Here is an 18,536-nt window from a genome sequence, read left to right as displayed (position 1 = left end):
TTCATCTAAACCAGGGATGGCGCAGGTTTCACCAGCAGGGCCCGCGCCGTATATACTGCGCGCCAATGTTTGTGGGAGAGCCTTGTGGCCATCGAAATTCACTGGATCCGTGACGACCAGACCCTGGCCGAACAATGCCGCAAGTGGCGCGAACTGCCCTTCGTGGCGCTCGACACCGAATTCATGCGGGTCGACACCTTCTACCCGAAAGCCGGCCTGGTCCAGGTCGGTGACGGGCAGCGGGCTTTCCTCATCGATCCGTTGCTGATCGGCGACTGGCAGCCGCTGGGCGAACTGCTCGACGACAGCAGCGTGGTCAAGGTGCTGCACGCCTGCAGCGAAGACCTTGAAGTGCTGCTGCGCCTGACCGGCAAGCTGCCGCAACCGTTGTTCGACACCCAGCTGGCGGCCGGCTACCTGAACCTCGGTTTCTCCATGGGTTACTCGCGCCTGGTGCAGGAAGTGCTGGGCATCGAGCTGCCCAAGGGCGAAACCCGCTCTGACTGGTTGCAGCGCCCGCTGTCTGAAACCCAGGTCAGCTACGCTGCCGAAGATGCCGTGCACCTGGCCGAGCTGTTCGCTGCCCTGCAGCCACGCCTGTCCGGCGACAAGTACGCCTGGGTGCTGGACGATGGCGCCGAGCTGGTGGCTGCGCTGCGCCGTGAGGTCGAACCCCAGACCCTGTATCGCGACGTAAAGCTCGCCTGGAAGCTGAGCCGCCAGCAACTGGCGGTGCTGCGCGAGCTGTGCGCCTGGCGCGAGCGTGAAGCGCGCAGCCGCGACGTGCCGCGCAATCGCATCCTCAAGGAACACTCGCTTTGGCCCATGGCCAAGAGCCAGCCAGACAACCTTTCGGCCCTGGCCAAGATCGAAGAAATGCACCCGCGCACCATCCGGCAGGACGGCGCCTACCTGCTCGAGCTGATCAAGCGCGCCGGCAACCTGCCGCCCGAGCAATGGCCACAGCCGCTGCCTGAGCCGCTGCCGATCGAGGCCGCCGGTATCCTCAAGCGCCTGCGCGCCATCGGCCAGGCCGAAGGCGAGCGCCTGGGGATCGCCCCCGAGCTGATGCTGCGCAAGAAAGCCCTGGAAGCCCTGCTCAAGAGCGGCTACCCCAATGGCCCCTACCAACTGCCCGATTCGCTGCGCGGCTGGCGCCGTGAGCGGATGGGCCAGGCCCTGCTGGACGACCTTGCAGGCGCCGGAGACAAGCAATGAAACGTATCTGCTCGATCTACAAGAGCCCACGCAAGAACGAAATGTACCTCTACGTGCTCAAGGCCGAAGGCCTGGAACGCGTGCCAGAGGCGCTGCTGCCATTCTTTGGCAAGCCTGTGCACGCCTTCGACCTGGTGTTGACCCCCGAGCGCCAGCTGGCCCGCGAAGACATCACCAAGGTGCTGGAAAACCTCGAGAGCCAGGGCTATCACCTGCAGATGCCGCCTGCCGAGGACGAGTACATCGAGCACTTGCCCGAAGAGCTGCTGCGCCGTAACGACCCGGTCTGATCATGCGCGTACTGATCGCTGAGCATGATCATGCTCGATACGCCGAGTTATTGTGCCAAGCCGTGCCTGAAGTGGAAATCCTGACCAGCGACGACTCCGCCGAACTGGCCCGCCAGGCGCCGCAGTGCCCGGTCTGGCTGGGCCAGCCGGATTTGCTGGCGAGCCTGTTGCGCCAGGGCCACAAGCCGGCGTGGATGCAATCGACCTGGGCCGGCATCACGCCGTTGCTGGCCGAGGGCCTGCCGCGTGATTACCGCCTGACCCGCGCCGTGGGCATCTTCGGCCAGGTGATGGCCGAATACATGCTGACCTACATGCTTGGCCACGAGCGCGAAGTGCTGTCGCGCCTGGTCAGCCAGGTCGAGCGACGCTGGGATGACCGCCCGGGGCGCACCCTGGAGGGGCGCAAGGTGCTGATCGTCGGCACCGGCGATATCGGCCAGCGTGTGGCGGAGTTTCTCGTGCCGTTTGGGGTGACCCTCTACGGTATCGCCAGCAGTGCCCGCGAGCAGGCGCCGTTCGTCGAGGTTGCCGGGCTTGCGGATTTGCCGCGCATGGTCGGGCAGGTGGACTACGTGCTCAACCTGCTGCCGGATACGCCCGCAACCCATGACCTGTATGACGCCGCACTGTTCCAGTGCTTCCAGCCCACAGCGCTGTTCATCAATGCCGGACGCGGCGCAGCGGTGGTCGATGCCGACCTGGTCGAGGCGTTGAAGGAAGGGCACCTGGCCGGAGCGGTGATCGACGTGTGCCGGCAGGAACCGCTGCCGCAACGGCATCCGTTCTGGACTGCCTGGGGGTTGTTGCTGACCGGCCACAGTTCGGCGCCGACCTCGCCGGCGGCGATGGTGCGGTTGTTTGCCGAGAATGTGCGGGCGTATGCAGAGGGGCAGGGGTTGCGCGGGGAAGTCGACTTCGCCCGGGGCTACTGACTTCTTGGCCTGTACTGGCCTCTTCGCGGGCTTGCCCGCGAAGGCGCCAGTCCAATCAACACAAGGATTACAGGCTGAAATCACCCTCAGCTGCCAACTCGCTCAGCGGCCGGCGCGAGCTCGGCAATTCGCGCGCCTGCAGCGCTTCGTCCAGGCTTGCCTTGTCGCCCAGCTTGCCGATCGCCACCATGGCATGCAGCTCATAGCCTTCAGGAATCTTCAGCGCCTGGCGCGCCAATGCCTGGTCGAACCCGGCCATGCCATGGGTGTGCCAGCCGCTGATGCTGGCCTGCAGCGCCAGGTGGCCCCAAGCGGAACCGGTATCGAAGGTGTGCCACAGTGCCGGCTTTTCTTCGCTGGCACCTGGCGCGGCGAAGGTGGTCTTGGAAATGATCAGCACCAGCGCCGACGCCTGCTGTGCCCAGCTGCGGTTGAACGGCACCAGCAGGCTCAGGTAGCGTTCCCAGTTCGGCGTGTCGCGGCGTGCATAAAGGAAGCGCCAAGGCTGAGAGTTGTAGGCCGATGGCGCCCAGCGTGCCGCTTCGAGGAAGCTCAGCAAGGTCTCTTCGCTGATCGGTTCGGCGGTGAAGGCGCGCGGCGACCAGCGGTTGATGAACTGCTCGTTGATGGCGTAATCGGCAATGCGGGGGGTGGCGCTCATGGTGGCTCCTGCAAGTGGATGGCAAAGCACGCACGCTACTGCGTCCGCCTGGCACTGACAAGCGGTCTGGCGTTGCCGAAGGCCAGGCTCTAGACTGGCGCCGCCGCGCGCCGCGGCCTGAAGATGAATGCAGGAAACCCGTGTGATGATCGCTGACAGCGCGCCGTTCTGGCGGCGCAAGACCCTCGAACAACTCAGCCCGCAAGAGTGGGAGTCGCTGTGTGACGGCTGTGGCCTGTGTTGCCTGCAAAAGCTCGAGGACGAAGACGACAACAGCGTCTATTACACGCGCATCGCCTGCAAGCTGCTCGACCTCGATACCTGCCAGTGCAGCGACTACCCCAACCGCTTCGCCCATGTGCCGGACTGCATCCAGCTCACCCCGGGCAAGGCCGACCAGTTCAAATGGTTGCCTGGTACCTGTGGTTACCGCCTGGTCAGCGAGGGCAAGGACCTGCCAGAGTGGCACCATCTGGTCTGCGGTGACCGCAAGCAGGTGCATGAACAGCGCATATCGCAATCGGGGCGTATGCTCAGTGAACATGATGTGGATGAAGACGACTGGGAAGACCACTTGATTTTCCGCGCCAGCTGAAGGGCGCACGCACCCTGTCGCCTCTGAGGAACAAGGAGTTTCGCCATGCGTTGCCAGTTGTTGTTGCTCCTCGCGCTAGTGGCCTGTTCACCGGCCTGGGCGAAAAAAGTCGACCTCGATTACCAGGTGCGTCTGCTGCCTGCCAATGGCCAGGCCGAAGTGCGCCTGACCCTGGCTGAAGGCAGTGCCGTGCGCAGCCTGGATTTCGACTTGGGCAAGGCTGGCGCCTACAGTGGCTTCCAGGCCGATGGCCAGTGGCAGCAGCAGGGCGAGCGCGGGGTATGGCACCCGGCGACGGGCAAGACCAGCCTCAGCTACCGGGTAAAGCTTGACCAGAAGCTGCGCAGCGGCGCCTACTCCACGCGCATCACCTCGCATTGGGCGCTGTTCCTCGGCGATCAGCTGGTGCCGCCTGCGCGCCTCGACCAGCAGGACGGTACCGAGCTGGTGGCGCGCCTGACCGTCGACTTGCCAGAAGGCTGGAAGAGCATCGAAACGTCCTGGCCACGCATCGGCAAGGATAAGTTCCGTATCGACAACGTGTCCCGCCTGTTCGACCGCCCGACCGGCTGGATGCTGGCGGGCGACCTTGGCAGCCGCCGTGCCCGCCTGGGCGAGACCGAGGTGACCGTGGCCGCGCCAGTGGGGCAGGGCATGCGGCGGATGGACAGCCTGACCCTGCTGACCTTCGTCTGGCCGCAGCTGCAGGCGGTGTTCCCGCGCAACCCGGCCAAGCTGCTGCTGGTTGGCGCCCGCGATGGCATGTGGCGCGGGGCGACGGCGGCCGATGGTTCGATCTACCTGCATAGCAGCCGGCCGATGGTCAGCGAGCGTGGCAGCAGCCCGCTGCTGCGCGAGCTGGTGCAGCTGTTTGCGCAGATTCGTGTGCGAGACAACAGCGACTGGCTGGGCCAGGGCCTGACCGAGTACTACGCCACCGAGCTGTTGCGCCGTGCCGGAGGCATCAGCGACGACCGTTACGAGGTATGGCAGGCTCGCTTGCAGAAGCAGGGCGGCAAGGTCACCCAGCTGCGTGCCGAGCACGCAAGCCCCGCGCAAGTGGCCCGTGGGGTGATGTTGCTGCAGGCGCTGGACAAGGAAATCCGCATCCATACCCAGGCCAAGCGGTCGCTGGACGACGTCACCCGGGCACTGATGCGCCTGCCCAGCGTGAGCACAGAAGAGTTCGTGCAGATCAGCGAGAACGTGCTGGGGCGTCGCTCCGACGTCCTGCAGAGCAAGGCCCTGCGCTAGCCTGCACTGGCCTCTTCGCGGGTAAACCCGCTCCCACAGTGACCCCAACAGTTCTTGAAATCTGTTGTGAACCTGTGGGAGCGGGTTTACCCGCGAAGAGGCCGGCACAAGCATCACAAGACTCAGCTGCCAGTCAACGGATCTTTCCCGGTCACGGTTACCCCACGGGTAGCCGCCTCGGCACTCGCCCTGAGCACCTCAAGCTCCGCCGCACTGCGCTGTATATCCGAGCGCAAGCGCTGATACTCCTGCCGATGCCTCAGCCACCAGGCCTTGGTCGAACAATGCCCGCTGACCCCACGGGCCACCGCCAGGCCGCCCACCACCATCTGCAACAGCCCGATCAGGCCGCCGTGGCGCAGCCCCTTGCTGAACATCAGTGCGCCGCCGGCCAGTGAGCCGGCGCGTTCCAGGCCATGGACATTGTGCTCCCGCGACCCCGCGGCGGAATGGATATCGAGCATGGCAAGCCCTCCTTGTGGAATGTAAGCAAGTGACCCGACCACGGCAGCCAGCGTTCATTCGCCGTGCCGGGCGGTCGCGAAGGCTCTGCCATGGGCCTTGCGTGCGTGTCGATGTCTGGTCCGGTCAATTGCTGGGTGGATACCGGCAACTGAAGCTTGCTCATGCAGGATTAACTGGTCCCCGCGCGAAGCTCATCCACGCTGGGTTTCGATCCAGGAGCGTCCCCCTCCACAAAAGAACAACAGCAGGGGTCAGGATGACCATGACAAGCGCGAGTGGCGCCGGCAATCGCTGCGTCGCCGGATACCCAGCATGGAACTGGCCCCGGGCGCGGTGGTGGACGAACTTGAAGGACTGGAAGCTGGGCGATCCGCTCGGCCCGCAAAACCGCCTGGGCGCGATGGTCAGCAAGTCGCACTTCGAGAAGGTGAAGTCGTATCTGGAATACGCTGCCGAGCAGAAACTCAGCATCGTTCAGGGGGGCGAGACCGAGGAAGGTGTGTTCGTGCAGCCGACCATCGTCGACAACGTTGGCCGCGACAACAAATTGTTCGTCGAGGAAATCGTTGGGCCGGTGCTGCGCGTGACCCGCTTCGAAACCCTGGATGAGGCCATCGAGTTGGCCAACGACACCGTTTGCGGCCTGGCCGCTTCGGCTTACACCGGCAGCCTGCGCAATGCGCTGCGCCTGTCGCGTGAAATCCGTGCGGGCGTGGTGTCGGTCAACTGCTTCGGTGAAGGTGATGTGACGACGCCGTTCGGTGGCTACAAGGAGTCTGGCTTCGGTGGGCGCGACAAGTCCATCTGGGCCCACGACCAGTACACGGAGCTGAAGACCATCTGGATCAACGCTTCGTGACCTGAGCAAGACCGGTGCTGTTCTGACGGAGCTCAGCACCAGCCGGCCGTCTTGCGATGGCAGGGCCGGCCTCTTCGCGGGTAAACCCGCTCCCACAGGAACTGCACAAGCCTTGAAGTCTGTGAGTTCCCTGTGGGAGCGGGTTCACCCGCGAAGAGGCCGGCTCTGCCAACGCAAGGCGGCCTTTTTATTTGAATTTGGGCCCAGATCGGGTATTCAAGCCCTTGGCCATGCGGTCATACAGCACCACGTTCACCGTCGCTGCCAGGTTCATGCAGCCTTCGGTGGGGATGTAGATGGTCTCTTCGCACCACCCGCGCACTGCCTCGCTCAACGAGCCATCCTCAGGCCCGAAGATATAGATCGCCCGGTCCGGGTGGGTGTATTCCGGCAGCGGCCGTGCACCGTCCACCAGCTCCACCGCCACCGGCGTGCAGCCCAGGGGAATGATGCGCTGCAGGTCGTCGATGCCGATCAGCGGTATGTCGTAGTGCACCCGCTTGGTGTCGGTGACGAAGTCACGTGCGCGCTCGTAGCGCTTGCCGGTGTAGAACACCGAGTTGACGCCGTAGCAACCCGCTGCGCGCATCACCGAACCGACGTTCTCCGCAGACTTGGGGTTGAACAGGCCGATGCAGCTGTACCGTTTGTTTGCCACGTGCCGGGGCCCTTCTCGAAAAAAGAGCGCGATTATACGGGCTTGCCGGCAGCAGCGGGGTTTTGCACCGACAGGAGTCGTGACGGTCAGTCTTTTTTCAGCATGCCCGCCAGCCCGGCGAACGGGTTGTGGGTGGCCTTGGCGATGCTCGGGGTGCTGGTCGAGCCTTCGCTGAAGTACTGCTGGTCGGTGTAGCGCGAGTGTTCGTTGTCGTGGCAGTACAGGCACAGCAACTCCCAGTTGGAGCCGTCCTGCGGGTTGTTGTCGTGGTTATGGTCACGGTGGTGCACGGTCAGCTCGCTCAGGCGCTTGCCGGCGAACTCGCGGGCGCAGCGGCCGCACACGTGCGGGTACATTCTCAGGGCTTTGTCGCGGTAGCCCATCTCCTTGTCGCGCTTGGCGTCGGCGAGGATGCGGTCGAGGCGGGCGGTGGCGGCGGAGGTGGAAGCCGAACTCATGGTGTTTCCTTTGTTCTGATCAGGCAGGTGACGGTTATGCCCTTGAGTCTAGCGCGCTTGCGGGGCAGGCGGACAGGCGAAAACTCGAATATCGGCGTAGCCTGTACAGAGGTTCCCGACAGGAGGTTGCTGATGTTCCACGCGATCCTCGCCGCGCTGCTTGTCGCCGCCATGCCCCTGGCTGAAGCGGCGAGCACGCCACCCCGGCTCAGTACCCCGGTGCCTGGTGCACCCGGCACGCCGACGCCCACGCCTTACCCGCAGATTACCCCGAGCACGCCACCCAAGGCCTACGACAGCACGCCGGGCGCGCCACTGTTGCCGCCGATGCCGGTGCCAGGCCCGCCCAAGGATCAGGACTTGCCTGGTTTGCGCCAGGAGCTGCCGAAACCGCCTGCGCAAGATGATTAGAGAGAGTTCTGCGCCAGCGAGATCGAGCGCCGCCCGCGCGGCGCATCGTGGATAAATCCGCTCCTGCATGTGTTGCAACGTGACCACGCCTGTGAGGCCATGTCTGTCAGCCGGTTTACACGGCTCAAGTCACGCGCCAAGGCGGGCAACCATGGCGTAACAGGTTCGGCACGATGCAACGGATGTAGGAGCGGATTTATCCGCGATGCGCCGCGCGGGCGGCGCTCGATCTCACAGGCGCAGAACACTCAACGGCGAACTTCGGAAACTCACTTCACCCCCAACTCGCCAAACACAAACGCATATTCCAGCGCCACATCACGCAACCCCTGGTAACGGCCGCTCATCCCGCCATGCCCAGCCCCCATCTCGGTCTTGAGCAGCAGCAGGTTGTCGTCGGTCTTGCGGGTACGCAGACGCGCCACCCACTTGGCCGCCTCCCAGTACTGCACCCGGCTGTCGTTGTAGCCGGCCACCACCAGCATGGCCGGGTAGGCCTGGGCGCTGACGTTCTCGTAAGGTGCATAGGCCTTGATGCGTGCGTACACCTCAGGTTCTTCGGGGTTGCCCCATTCGTCATATTCGGTGACGGTCAACGGCAGCTCGGGGTCGAGCATGGTGTTGAGCACGTCGACGAACGGTACCTCGGCGATGGCGCAGCGGAACAGCTCCGGGCGCAGGTTGAGCACCGCGCCCATCAGCAGGCCGCCGGCGCTACCGCCGCTGATGGCCAGGCGATCCGGTGCAGTCACACCCTGGGCGATCAGGTGTTCGGCGCAGGCAATGAAGTCGCTGAAGGTGTTGTACTTGTGTTCCTGCTTGCCGGCGCGGTACCAGGCCTCACCCAGCTCGCCGCCGCCGCGCACATGGGCGATGGCGAAAGCCACGCCGCGCTGCAGCAGGCTCAGTCGGGCGTGGGAGAACCACGGGTCGAGGCTTTCACCGTAGGCGCCGTAACCATACAGGTAGAGCGGCACGGTCTTGTCTTGGTCTTCGCGGCGGCGCACCAGGCTGATCGGCACTTGGGTGCCGTCCGCCGCGGTGGCCCACAGGCGCTGGCTGACGTAGTCGTCGGCGTCGAACTGGCCGAGCACCGGAGTCTGCTTGAGGACTTCCTGGGCACCCGTGGCCAGCTCCAGCTGGCGCACTTGGGCCGGGCGGTTGAGCGCTTCGTAACGCAGGCGCACGCGGCGGCTGGCGAACTCCAGGCTGTCCTGCACGTACAGGCTATAGGCCGCATCGGGCAATTCGACCCGGTAGGGGGCCAACCCTTGCGGGCGTACTTCGATGATCGGCAGGCCGCCTTCACGCAGGCTCAGGGTCAGCGCGTCGGCATTCAGGCTCAGGCCTTCGAGCATGATGTCGTCGCGGTGCGGCACCAACACCTGCCACTGGTCGCGGCTGGGTAGCGGGGCGACCGGTGCATGGTACAGGGCAAAGTTGATGCCCTCCTGGTTGCTGCGGATGAACCAGCGCCATTGGCCATCGAGCTGGCCGTGATCAGGGAAGTACTCGTGGCCTTCGACCCGTGGCGCCAGGCAGGTGAACGCCGCCTGTGGTGTTTCGGCGTCGAGCACCCAGGCTTCGCTGGTGGTCTTGCTGTTGAGCAGCAACACCAGCTGGCGTTCGGAGCTGGTGCGGTAGCAGTGCAGGAAGAAACGGCCGTCAGGCTCTTCGAACACGGTGCTGGCGTCAGCCGCGCCGAGGGTGTGGCGGCGCAAGCGCCAGGGGCGGTGGGTATCGTCCAGTTCGGCGAAGAACAGCGTCTGGCTGTCGTTGGCCCAGGTCATGCTGCCGTCGCAGTCGTCAAAGGGCAGGGCGGTCAGGTTGCCGCTGGTCAGGTCCTTGACGTAAAGGGTGTAGATTTCGTCGCCGCTGGTGTCGAGGCTATAGGCCAGCAGGCGGTGGTCGGGGCTGACATTGAACGTGCCCAGCGACAGGAAGCCGCCGTTGGCCAGGGCGTTGGGGTCGAGCAGCAGTTGTTCCTGGCTTTCATCGACCGTGTTGGAATCGTCCGCCGGGCGGGGGCAGCGGTAGTGACGTGGGTATTCGTCACCTGCCGTGGTGCGGGTGTAGTACAGGTACGGGCCCCAGGGCGAGGGCAGCGACAGGTCGGTTTCCAGGATGCGGCCCTTGATCTCTTCGAACAGCTGCTCGCGCAGCGCTGCCTGGTCGGCCAGGCAGGCCTCCTGGTAGGCGTTTTCCGCCTGCAGGTAATCGAGCACTTCCTGGGTGTCGCGCTGTTGCAGCCAGGCATAGGGATCGGTGGCCTGGTCCTGGCGGGCAATGGGGGGCTGGGGCTTGGTTGGCATCGGGGATCTCTTGACCGGGACAGGGAGACGCTGTTTGCGCCCTGAAAAGTGTTTATCATAGGCATCTCTTTGCCTGGCTTGCACGAACCACCATGATCGAGAATGACTACACCTTCGCCTGGGGCCTCTACGCTGTCGCCGCGCTGGGCTGCCTGCTGGTGGGCTTCAAGCTCACCGGCTGGATGTGGCGCTGGCTGCGTGAACCACTGCGGGTGATCCTGGCGGTGCTGCTGCTGACGCCGACCATCGTCGACCCGGGCAAGGACATCTTCGCCCCGGCGATCGCCATCACCGCCCTGGACCTGGCCTTCAAGGTCGGCAACAACGCCTGGCGGGCGATTTCCGATTTTGCCATGTACGGCATGATCGCCTTCGTCTTGTACATCGTCTTCGTGCTGATCCGCTGGCCGCTGGAAAAGCGCGCCCGCGAGCGCCGCGCGCAGGCTGAAGCCGCCGCCGAGCGCCGTGTGGCCGAGGACAATGCAGTCACGGCCGGCGCACCAATGGCTGCCGAGCGCCATGACCGTTACCGCGACGACCCGCCACCTGCCGCGCCCAGCGGCGGCCGTGGCCGGGTCGAACCACGCCTGTAAGCGGAGACACCCCCATGTGCGAACTGCTGGGCATGAGTGCCAACGTCCCCACCGACATCGTTTTCAGCTTTACCGGCCTGATGCAGCGTGGCGGGCGCACCGGCCCGCACCGTGACGGCTGGGGCATCGGCTTCTACGAGGGGCGTGGCCTGCGCCTGTTCCAGGACCCGGCCGCAAGCAGCGAGTCGGAAGTCGCCAACCTGGTGCAGCGCTATCCGATCAAGAGCGAAGTGGTGATCGGTCATATACGCCAGGCCAACGTCGGCCGCGTGTGCCTGTCCAACACGCACCCGTTCGTCCGCGAAATGTGGGGCCGCAACTGGTGTTTCGCGCACAACGGCCAGCTTGGCGAGTTCAAGGGTGAAGCGACCTTCTATCGCCCGGTGGGCGATACCGACAGCGAAGCGGCCTTCTGCGATCTGCTCAACCGCATCCGCGCGGCCTTCCCGGAGCCGGTCGAGGTTGAACAGCTGCTGCCAGTGCTGGTCGAAGCCTGTGCCGAGTATCGCGGCAAGGGCGTGTTCAACTGCCTGCTCAGCGATGGCGACTGGCTGTTCTGCTTCTGCTCGACCAAGCTGGTACACATTACCCGGCGTGCGCCATTTGGCGCAGCTCGGTTGAAGGATGTAGACCTGATCGTCGATTTTCACACCGAAACCACGCCTAATGACGTGGTCACGGTAATCGCCACCGAAGCCTTGACCGAGAACGAGACCTGGCGGCGCTACGAGCCCGGCCAATGGGCCCTGTGGCGGCACGGAGAGTGCGTTTCGCAAGGCCAGAGCTAAGGACGCTGCATGTTCAGAAGTTACCTGCGGTTGCTGCTGTTCACCTTCGGCCTGCTGGCCGGTATCCAGGTGCCTGGGCTGGTCAAGGACTACAGCCAGCGGGCCGAGGCGCACCTGTTCGAATCGCGCCAGGCGCTGGATGGCTTCAAGCAGACCGCCGAGCGCTTCTTCAAGGGTGATCTGCAGGCCCTGGTGCGGCATTACCGGGACAGTGACGACCCGGTGTTCCTCAGCGATGCCAACAGCATCGAGAGCCTGCTGATTCGCAATCAGTTGCTGGAAAACGAGTGGCTGGCGCTGCAAGGGTCCTGGCTGAGCCGGACTTGGCATGTGCTGGTGCAACCGGATGCGCAGCTGCGCGAAGAGACACTCAAGGGCTACAGCTATCAGATTCTGCTGGTGCCTGAGGCGATTGGCTGGGGCGTCGGGGCCGGGTTTGTGCTGGCTTTCGTGGTCGAGAGCCTGTTGCTCGGGATTGGCTGGGTGATCCTTGGCGGGCGGCGGCGTGGGGCAGTGAAAGAGAGCTGGCGCTGAGGGCTTGCCTCAAATCTTGCGGCGCCTGGGAAATCGAGCGCCGCCCGCGCGGCGCATCGCGGATAAATCCGCTCCTACATTTGTTGCAACGTGCCGAACCTGTTACGCCATGGTTGTCAGCCTTGGCGCATGACTTGAGCCCTACGAACAGGCTGACAACCATGGCCTGACAGGCATGGCCACGTTGCAACAAATGTAGGAGCGGATTTATCCGCGATGCGCCGCGTGGGCGGCGCTCGATCCCACAGGCGCAGAAAACCTAACGGCGAACATCTACGAAACCAGCACTATCCGCTGCCCCCCCACATCCCGCGCATACCGCTCCAGCACCTGCCGGCACACGCCGACCACCTCATCCACCAACGCCACCCCTGTCTGCCAGGCCACCACCAGCTCCAGGCTCGGTGGCGGCTGCAAGCCTTCCAGCAACACCAGCTCACCGCGGCTCAACTCCGCATCCACCAACGCCGGTGGCAAGGCACCAACCCCGAAGCCATCGCGCAGCAGTCGGGTGATGGCCGCCACCGAGTTCACGCAGTTCAGTCGCGGCGCCTCGGCGCCGGCGCCCTGCAACAGGCTGAGTACCTCCTGGTGCGGCCGCGAGTTCTTCGAGAAGGTAACAATCCGCTCGCGCCCCAGTTCGGCCAGCGAGGCGAAGTCACGGTGGTACACGGAACCCGCCGCCACCACCCAACCCATCGGGTAGCGCGCCAGGTCCTGGCTGCGGATCGATTGTTCGCGCAGCAGGTCGGTCTGCAGGATCACGTCCAGGAAGCCCTTCTGCAACTGCTCGCGCAGGTTCAGCGCGGTGTCGGCGACCAGTTCGATTTCCACCTGCGGGTAGCGCTCTGTCAGTTCCGCCACCAGCGCGCTCATCCAGGTGTGGATCACCGTGTCCATCACGCCGACGCGAATGCGCCCGACCTTGGCCCGGTCGTTATCCAGCGACTGCTTCATGGCCTTGGCCGTGTCGAGCATGCGCTCGGCGTACTCCAGCACTTTGCTGCCCTCTGGTGTCAGGCTGACGCCGCGGGAGTCGCGCAGCAGCAGTTTCACCCCAAGGTCGGCCTCCAGCGCGGCAATGCGGCTGGACACCGAGGCCTGGGTGGTGAACAGCTTGTCTGCAGTCAGGCGGAAGCTCTTGAGCCGGGCGACCCAGACGAAGGTTTCGAGGAAGCGAAGGTTCATGATCAGTTTTTCTTGTTCCAGACCGGCGGTTTTTCTCGTTGGACTCAGGCGGCACAGCCTCTGAACATGACGCCCAGGCCGCGACGCCCGACGTCGCCCATAAAACAATACCAACAAGCCGAGGCAAGCATGAACCCAAGCGGCGTGCAGCAGCAGGTGCAATCCCCTCCTTCGACCGGGCCGTTCGCCTGGTACCGTGACATCGACCAACAGCAACGGCGCACATTCTGGAGCTGCAAGATCGGCTATGGCCTGGACGGCATGGACACGCAGATGCTCAGTTTCGTCATCCCGACGCTGATCATGTTGTGGGGCATCAGTACCGCCGAAGCCGGGCTGATCCACACCAGCACGCTGATCGCCTCGGCCGTCGGCGGCTGGGTTGCCGGCATCCTCTCCGACCGCATCGGCCGCGTGCGCACCCTGCAACTGACGGTGTTGTGGTTCGCCTTCTTCACCTTCCTCTGCGGCTTTGCCCAGAACTATGAGCAGCTGCTGATCGCCCGCACCCTGATGGGCTTCGGTTTCGGCGGTGAATGGACCGCCGGCGCAGTGTTGATCGGCGAGGTGATCCGTGCCCAGGACCGCGGCAAGGCGGTGGGCATGGTGCAGTCGGGCTGGGCCATCGGCTGGGGCTTGACGGCGATCCTGTATGCGCTGCTGTTCTCCTGGCTGCCGCCCGAGCAGGCCTGGCGTGCGCTGTTCTTGCTCGGCCTGGTACCGGCAATCTTCGTGATCTTCGTTCGCCGGCTGGTCAAGGACCCTGAGGTGTATCGCCAGGCCAAGGCGGGGGAGAGTGCTGAGGCCCCGTCGCATTTCTACGAGATCTTCGCCCCCGGCATGCTCTGGACCACCGTGCGTGCGTCCCTGCTGACCACCGGTGCGCTGGGTGGCTACTACGCCATCACTTCGTGGCTGCCGACCTTCCTCAAGAACGAGCGCGGCCTGAGCGTGCTGGGCACCGGCGGCTATCTGGCGATGGTGATCATCGGTTCCTACATCGGCTATGTGGTCAGCGCGTACCTGTCCGACCTGCTGGGGCGCAAGAAGAACTTCATCCTGTTCGCCGTAGGGTCGTTCATCATCGTGCTGCTGTACACGCAGATGCCGGTCAGCGATGGCGTGATGCTGTGGCTTGGCTTCCCGCTGGGCTTCTTCGCCTCAGGCATCTTCAGCGGCATGGGCGCGTTTCTGACCGAACTGTTCCCCACCCGAGTGCGTGGCTCGGGGCAGGGCTTCTGCTACAACATCGGCAAAGTCATCGCCGCCCTGTTCCCGCTGCTGATCGGCCTGCTTGGCGAGAAGATCCCCCTGGGCCTGGGCATCGGCGTGTTCTCTGCGGTGTCGTATGGCGTGGTGATCGTGGCGGCGTTGAGCCTGCCGGAAACACGCGGCAAACAACTTCAGGCGCGCTAAGGTAGGCCTATGAACATCGACACGGGAGCACGTCAGGTGAAACCCCTGCTACTCAATTGCGACATGGGCGAGAGTTACGGCAGCTGGCGCATGGGCCTGGATGCCGAGGTGATGCCCTACATCGACTGCGCCAACATCGCCTGCGGCTACCACGCTGGCGACCCGAGCATCATGCGCCGCACCGTGGCCATGGCGCTGGAGCACGGCGTGACCATCGGCGCGCACCCGGCCTACCCGGACCTGGTCGGTTTCGGCCGCCGCTCCATGGCCTGCAGCGCTGAAGAAATCCGCGACATGCTGCATTACCAGATCGGCGCCCTGGACGGTATCTGCAACGTGCTCGGCGGGCGCGTGGCTTACGTGAAGCCCCACGGCGCACTGTACAACGACATGATGGCCGACCCGCTCAAGCTGCGCACCGTGCTGGAAGCTGTGGCGGCCTATGGCAGTGGCCTGCCGCTGATGCTCATGGCCACAGCCGACAATAGCGCGGCCCAGGCCCTGGGCGATGAAATCGGCGTGCCGCTGTGGTTCGAGGCCTTCGCCGACCGTGCCTACACCGCCAGCGGCCACCTGGTTTCGCGGCGTCTGCCGGGGGCAGTGCACCATGAGCCGGCGCTAGTGGTGGAGCAGGCCCTGCGCCTGGCCCGCAGCGAAGCACTGGTGGCGGATGATGGCAGCGCGTTGAAGCTTGCCGCCAGCACCCTCTGCGTGCACGGCGACAACGACAGTTCGGTGGCGGCCGTGCGGCAGATCCGCCAGGCCCTCGATGCGCTGGAGGCGCGATGAAGCTGCGTATCGAAACCGTCGCCATCGACAGCCTGATGGTGCGCCTGTTCGACCGTATCGACGAAGCCAACATGCCCTGGATGCTCGCCGCCAGCCAGCGCCTGAGCGCGGCGTTCGGCGTGCACCTGGTGGACCTGGTGCCGTCCTACACCACGCTGATGCTGCAATCTGACCTGCCACCAGGCGAGGCGAAGGCGCTGATCGGCCAGGCGCTTGGTGGCTTGCAGCCGGATACCGGCAACGGTGGCCGGCGCCATGAAATCCCGGTGTGGTACGACGCCAGCGTCGGCCCGGAACTGCCCGTGCTGGCAGCCCGCAGCGGGCTGAGCGAAGACGAGGTGGTCCGCTTGCACAGCGAACGTGAATACCCGGTGTTCGCCCTTGGCTTCGCCCCAGGTTTCGGCTTCATGGGGCTGGTTGACGAGCGCCTGGCCAGCCCGCGCCTGAGCACCCCGCGCAAGCGTGTGGCGGCCGGCAGCGTTGGTATCGCCGAACGCCAGACGGCGGCATATCCTGCGGTGTCGCCGGGTGGCTGGAACCTGATCGGGCGTACACCGGTGCGCCTGTTCGACCGCGAGCGTGAGGGTTACAGCTTGCTGCAGCCGGGCGACCGAGTGCGCTTCGTGGCGGTGTCGCGGGCCGAGTTCGTGGCCTTGGGCGGTGACGTGGAGATGCAGGCATGAAGCAGTTGAAAATCGAGGCCAGCACCGCATTGTGCCAGTTGCAGGACACCGGGCGCTTTGGCGTGCGCCACCTGGGTGTGACCCAGGGTGGGGCGCTGGACTGGGTAGCGATGCATTGGGCCAACTGGCTGCTGGGTAACCCGCTGGGGGCGCCCGTGGTCGAGGTGGCACTGGGTGGTTTTGCCCTGGTGGCCGAGCAGGACTGCGTGCTGGCGCTGGCCGGGGCCGACCTGGATGCGCGGGTGGATGATCAGCCATTGCTGCCATGGCGCAGCTTCGGCTTGGCCAAAGGGCAACGCTTGACCCTGAAGCAGCCAAAGCAGGGTGTGCGGGCGTATCTGGCAGCGCCGGGCGGGTTCCTTGGTGAGGATGTGCTGGGCAGCTGCGCCACGGTCGTGCGCGAGGCGCTGGGCGGTATTGATGGACGAGGCAAGGCACTTGAGAAAGGCCAGGGTCTGACCTTTGTCGGCGACGCGCCGTCCCTGCGCGAGGTGCCAGCTACCTTGCGTCCGAGCTATCCGCAAAAACCGGTGCTCGACCTGGTGATGGGCGCGCAGATCGGTGACTTCAGCGGGACCAGCCTGTTCGAGGCGTTCAACCGAGACTGGACGCTGGACAGCCGGGCCGACCGCATGGGTATCCGGTTGCTGGGGCCGCAGTTGGTCTACCAGGGCGCGCCGATGATTTCCGAAGGGATTCCGCTGGGGGCGGTGCAGGTGCCGCCGGACGGTCAGCCTATCGTGCTGCTCAATGATCGGCAGACCATTGGCGGCTATCCGCGATTGGGGGCTTTGACGCCGTTGGCGTTGGCGCAGCTGGCGCAGTGCATGCCGGGGGCGGTGGTGCGGTTCAGGGCAGTGGTGCAGGACGAGGCCTGGCGGGAGCAGCAGCTTTACCTGGGCCGTTGGCAATAAGGCTACAGGCCTCTTCGCGGGTGAACCCGCTCCCACAGGTACGGCAGGCCATTGTGGGAGCCTATCGTGCTGCTCAATGATCGGCAGACCATTGGCGGCTATCCGCGATTGGGGGCTTTGACGCCGTTGGCGTTGGCGCAGCTGGCGCAGTGCATGCCGGGGGCGGTGGTGCGGTTCAGGGCAGTGGTGCAGGACGAGGCCTGGCGGGAGCAGCAGCTTTACCTGGCCGTTGGCAATAAGGCTACAGGCCTCTTCGCGGGTGAACCCGCTCCCACAGGTACGGCGCAGGCCATTGTGGGAGCGGGTTTACCCGCGAAGAGGCCAGGACAGGCAATATCACTTGGACAGGTAACGCATCCCTTCTTCCAACCCCTGCAAGGTCAGCGGATACATTTTGCCCTCGATCAGGTCACGCACCAGGTGCGTAGACGCCGTGTAGTCCCAGGCCTGCTTCGGATAAGGGTTGATCCAGATGACTTTCTTGAATTTCTCCATGAAGCGCTGAATCCACACATACCCGGCTTCTTCATTCCAGTGCTCCACGCTGCCACCCGGCTGGGTGATCTCGTAGGGCGCCATGGCTGCGTCACCGACGAATACCACCTTGTAGTCATCGCCGTACTTGTGCAGCAAGTCGAAGGTGGAGAAGCGCTCTGATGTACGCCGCAGGTTGTTCTTCCACACCGACTCATAAACGCAGTTGTGGAAGTAGTAATACTCCAGGTGCTTGAACTCGGTCTTGCAGGCCGAGAACAACTCTTCGCAGACCTTGACGTGGGCGTCCATCGAACCGCCGATGTCGAACAGCAACAGCAGCTTTACTGTGTTGCGCCGCTCCGGGCGCATCTGGATGTTCAGCAGCCCGGCGTCACGCGCGGTGTGGTCGATGGTGCCGTCGATGTCCAGCTCTTCGGCGGCGCCTTCGCGGGCGAACTTGCGCAGGCGGCGCAGGGCCAGCTTGATGTTGCGCGTACCCAGCTCGACCTGGTCGTCGAGGTTCTTGTACTCGCGCTGGTCCCAGACCTTGACCGCCTTGCCCTGGCGCTTGCCGGCCTCGCCGACGCGGATGCCTTCGGGGTTGAAACCGCCCGAACCGAACGGGCTGGTGCCGCCGGTGCCGATCCACTTGTTGCCGCCAGCGTGGCGTTCCTTTTGCTCTTCGAGGCGTTTCTTGAATTCTTCGATCAGCTTGTCCAGGCCGCCGAGGGACTGGATCTGCGCACGCTCTTCGTCGCTCAGCGAGCGCTCGAACTCCTTGCGCAGCCATTCATCGGGGATCAGCGCCTCGAGGTGCTGGTCGAGGTTTTCCAGGCCCTTGAAGTAGGCGGCGAAGGCACGGTCGAACTTGTCGAAGTGGCGCTCGTCCTTCACCAGGATGGCGCGGGCCAGGTAATAGAAGGCGTCCATGTCGGCAAACACCACGCCTTTTTGCATGGCGTGGTGCAGGTCGAGCAGTTCGCGCACCGATACCGGCACCTTCGCCGCGCGCATTTCATTGAACAGGTTGAGCAGCAT

At 64.6% G+C, this 18,536-nt stretch carries 20 protein-coding genes and 2 pseudogenes; 15 read left to right on the top strand and 7 right to left on the bottom strand.

Annotation, left to right across the window (positions count from 1 at the left end; all coding sequences use genetic code 11):
• Positions 1-84 precede the first annotated feature (84 nt).
• Genes rnd through APH27_RS16860 form a run of 3 tightly spaced genes read left to right on the top strand, consistent with a single transcriptional unit; the run spans position 85 to position 2,443 of the window.
• Complete coding sequence (gene rnd / locus APH27_RS16870; protein WP_027918651.1) at positions 85-1,218, top strand: ribonuclease D; 1,134 nt, start codon at positions 85-87, stop codon at positions 1,216-1,218.
• Positions 1,215-1,508, top strand: coding sequence for a YcgL domain-containing protein (locus tag APH27_RS16865; RefSeq protein ID WP_027918652.1), 294 nt, complete (start codon positions 1,215-1,217; stop codon positions 1,506-1,508). Before rnd ends, APH27_RS16865 begins: the two co-directional genes overlap by 4 nt.
• A 2-nt stretch (positions 1,509-1,510) precedes the next feature.
• The gene (locus tag APH27_RS16860) at positions 1,511-2,443 is read left to right on the top strand and encodes a D-2-hydroxyacid dehydrogenase (protein ID WP_027918653.1); all 933 of its coding nucleotides are present in this window, start codon (positions 1,511-1,513) and stop codon (positions 2,441-2,443) included.
• A gap of 67 nt (positions 2,444-2,510) precedes the next feature.
• Here the strand turns inward: APH27_RS16860 and APH27_RS16855 are convergent, their stop codons facing one another.
• Positions 2,511-3,104 carry a nitroreductase family protein gene (locus APH27_RS16855; RefSeq protein WP_060485418.1) on the bottom strand — a complete coding sequence of 198 codons (594 nt, stop codon included), beginning with the start codon at positions 3,102-3,104 and terminating at the stop codon, positions 2,511-2,513.
• Positions 3,105-3,249: 145 nt separating this feature from the next.
• Here APH27_RS16855 and APH27_RS16850 point away from each other — a divergent pair, with 145 nt between their 5' ends.
• Together APH27_RS16850 and APH27_RS16845 are read left to right on the top strand one after the other, a co-directional pair.
• On the top strand, positions 3,250-3,699 hold the full coding sequence (locus tag APH27_RS16850) for a YcgN family cysteine cluster protein (RefSeq protein ID WP_027918655.1): 450 nt from the start codon (positions 3,250-3,252) through the stop codon (positions 3,697-3,699).
• A gap of 45 nt (positions 3,700-3,744) precedes the next feature.
• On the top strand, positions 3,745-4,953 hold the full coding sequence (locus APH27_RS16845) for a hypothetical protein (protein WP_060485417.1): 1,209 nt from the start codon (positions 3,745-3,747) through the stop codon (positions 4,951-4,953).
• A gap of 122 nt (positions 4,954-5,075) precedes the next feature.
• Here APH27_RS16845 and APH27_RS16840 read toward each other — a convergent pair whose 3' ends face one another.
• Positions 5,076-5,417: a DUF2892 domain-containing protein gene (locus APH27_RS16840; RefSeq protein WP_027918657.1), complete on the bottom strand. Its 342-nt coding sequence runs from the start codon at positions 5,415-5,417 to the stop codon at positions 5,076-5,078.
• A gap of 344 nt (positions 5,418-5,761) precedes the next feature.
• On the opposite strand from APH27_RS16840, the pseudogene APH27_RS16835 reads away from it, so the two are divergent.
• Positions 5,762-6,277: pseudogene (locus APH27_RS16835) on the top strand (aldehyde dehydrogenase family protein); the annotation flags it as partial.
• Between the two features lie 187 nt (positions 6,278-6,464).
• On the opposite strand, the gene APH27_RS16830 reads toward APH27_RS16835, so the two are convergent.
• Together APH27_RS16830 and APH27_RS16825 are read right to left on the bottom strand one after the other, a co-directional pair.
• Positions 6,465-6,935 carry an RNA methyltransferase gene (locus tag APH27_RS16830; protein ID WP_027918659.1) on the bottom strand — a complete coding sequence of 157 codons (471 nt, stop codon included), beginning with the start codon at positions 6,933-6,935 and terminating at the stop codon, positions 6,465-6,467.
• Between the two features lie 86 nt (positions 6,936-7,021).
• Positions 7,022-7,393, bottom strand: a complete 372-nt coding sequence (locus APH27_RS16825; protein ID WP_027918660.1) for a YajD family HNH nuclease — start codon at positions 7,391-7,393, stop codon at positions 7,022-7,024.
• Positions 7,394-7,525: 132 nt separating this feature from the next.
• On the opposite strand from APH27_RS16825, the gene APH27_RS16820 reads away from it, so the two are divergent.
• On the top strand, positions 7,526-7,804 hold the full coding sequence (locus tag APH27_RS16820; RefSeq protein WP_027918661.1) for a hypothetical protein: 279 nt from the start codon (positions 7,526-7,528) through the stop codon (positions 7,802-7,804).
• Positions 7,805-8,073: 269 nt separating this feature from the next.
• Here the strand turns inward: APH27_RS16820 and APH27_RS16815 are convergent, their stop codons facing one another.
• Positions 8,074-10,116, bottom strand: coding sequence for a S9 family peptidase (locus tag APH27_RS16815; protein ID WP_060485416.1), 2,043 nt, complete (start codon positions 10,114-10,116; stop codon positions 8,074-8,076).
• 92 nt (positions 10,117-10,208) lie between these two features.
• On the opposite strand from APH27_RS16815, the gene APH27_RS16810 reads away from it, so the two are divergent.
• From APH27_RS16810 to APH27_RS16800, 3 genes are read left to right on the top strand one after another with little or no spacing between them, the layout of a single operon-like run.
• Positions 10,209-10,709, top strand: coding sequence for a hypothetical protein (locus tag APH27_RS16810; protein ID WP_027918663.1), 501 nt, complete (start codon positions 10,209-10,211; stop codon positions 10,707-10,709).
• Positions 10,710-10,723: 14 nt separating this feature from the next.
• Positions 10,724-11,497, top strand: a complete 774-nt coding sequence (locus APH27_RS16805) for a class II glutamine amidotransferase (RefSeq protein WP_027918664.1) — start codon at positions 10,724-10,726, stop codon at positions 11,495-11,497.
• 9 nt (positions 11,498-11,506) lie between these two features.
• Complete coding sequence (locus APH27_RS16800) at positions 11,507-12,031, top strand: DUF2937 family protein (protein ID WP_060485415.1); 525 nt, start codon at positions 11,507-11,509, stop codon at positions 12,029-12,031.
• A 273-nt stretch (positions 12,032-12,304) separates the two neighbouring features.
• On the opposite strand, the gene APH27_RS16795 is transcribed toward APH27_RS16800, so the two are convergent.
• A complete protein-coding gene (locus tag APH27_RS16795) occupies positions 12,305-13,219 on the bottom strand; it encodes a LysR family transcriptional regulator (RefSeq protein WP_060485414.1) in 915 nt (304 codons plus the stop codon).
• A 129-nt stretch (positions 13,220-13,348) separates the two neighbouring features.
• Between APH27_RS16795 and APH27_RS16790 the strand changes: the two genes are divergently transcribed.
• The 5 genes and pseudogenes from APH27_RS16790 to APH27_RS26015 all read left to right on the top strand — a co-directional run.
• Complete coding sequence (locus APH27_RS16790; RefSeq protein WP_027918667.1) at positions 13,349-14,635, top strand: MFS transporter; 1,287 nt, start codon at positions 13,349-13,351, stop codon at positions 14,633-14,635.
• Positions 14,636-14,644: 9 nt separating this feature from the next.
• Positions 14,645-15,424 carry a 5-oxoprolinase subunit PxpA gene (locus APH27_RS16785; protein WP_060485413.1) on the top strand — a complete coding sequence of 260 codons (780 nt, stop codon included), beginning with the start codon at positions 14,645-14,647 and terminating at the stop codon, positions 15,422-15,424.
• Complete coding sequence (pxpB, locus tag APH27_RS16780; protein ID WP_060485412.1) at positions 15,421-16,107, top strand: 5-oxoprolinase subunit PxpB; 687 nt, start codon at positions 15,421-15,423, stop codon at positions 16,105-16,107. The genes APH27_RS16785 and pxpB overlap by 4 nt, the downstream gene beginning before the upstream one ends.
• The gene (locus tag APH27_RS16775; protein WP_060485411.1) at positions 16,104-17,021 is read left to right on the top strand and encodes a biotin-dependent carboxyltransferase family protein; all 918 of its coding nucleotides are present in this window, start codon (positions 16,104-16,106) and stop codon (positions 17,019-17,021) included. The genes pxpB and APH27_RS16775 overlap by 4 nt, the downstream gene beginning before the upstream one ends.
• A gap of 60 nt (positions 17,022-17,081) precedes the next feature.
• Positions 17,082-17,246: pseudogene (locus tag APH27_RS26015) on the top strand (allophanate hydrolase); the annotation flags it as partial.
• A 111-nt stretch (positions 17,247-17,357) separates the two neighbouring features.
• Here APH27_RS26015 and APH27_RS16770 read toward each other — a convergent pair.
• Positions 17,358-18,536 carry a VWA domain-containing protein gene (locus APH27_RS16770; protein ID WP_060485410.1) on the bottom strand — a complete coding sequence of 393 codons (1,179 nt, stop codon included), beginning with the start codon at positions 18,534-18,536 and terminating at the stop codon, positions 17,358-17,360.

The organism is Pseudomonas sp. NBRC 111123 (genome assembly GCF_001320205.1).
In the GTDB taxonomy this organism is placed as follows: domain Bacteria; phylum Pseudomonadota; class Gammaproteobacteria; order Pseudomonadales; family Pseudomonadaceae; genus Aquipseudomonas; species Aquipseudomonas putida_J.
Note: the sequence above shows the minus strand (reverse complement) of the source record. Positions and strands in the feature narration are given on the sequence as shown.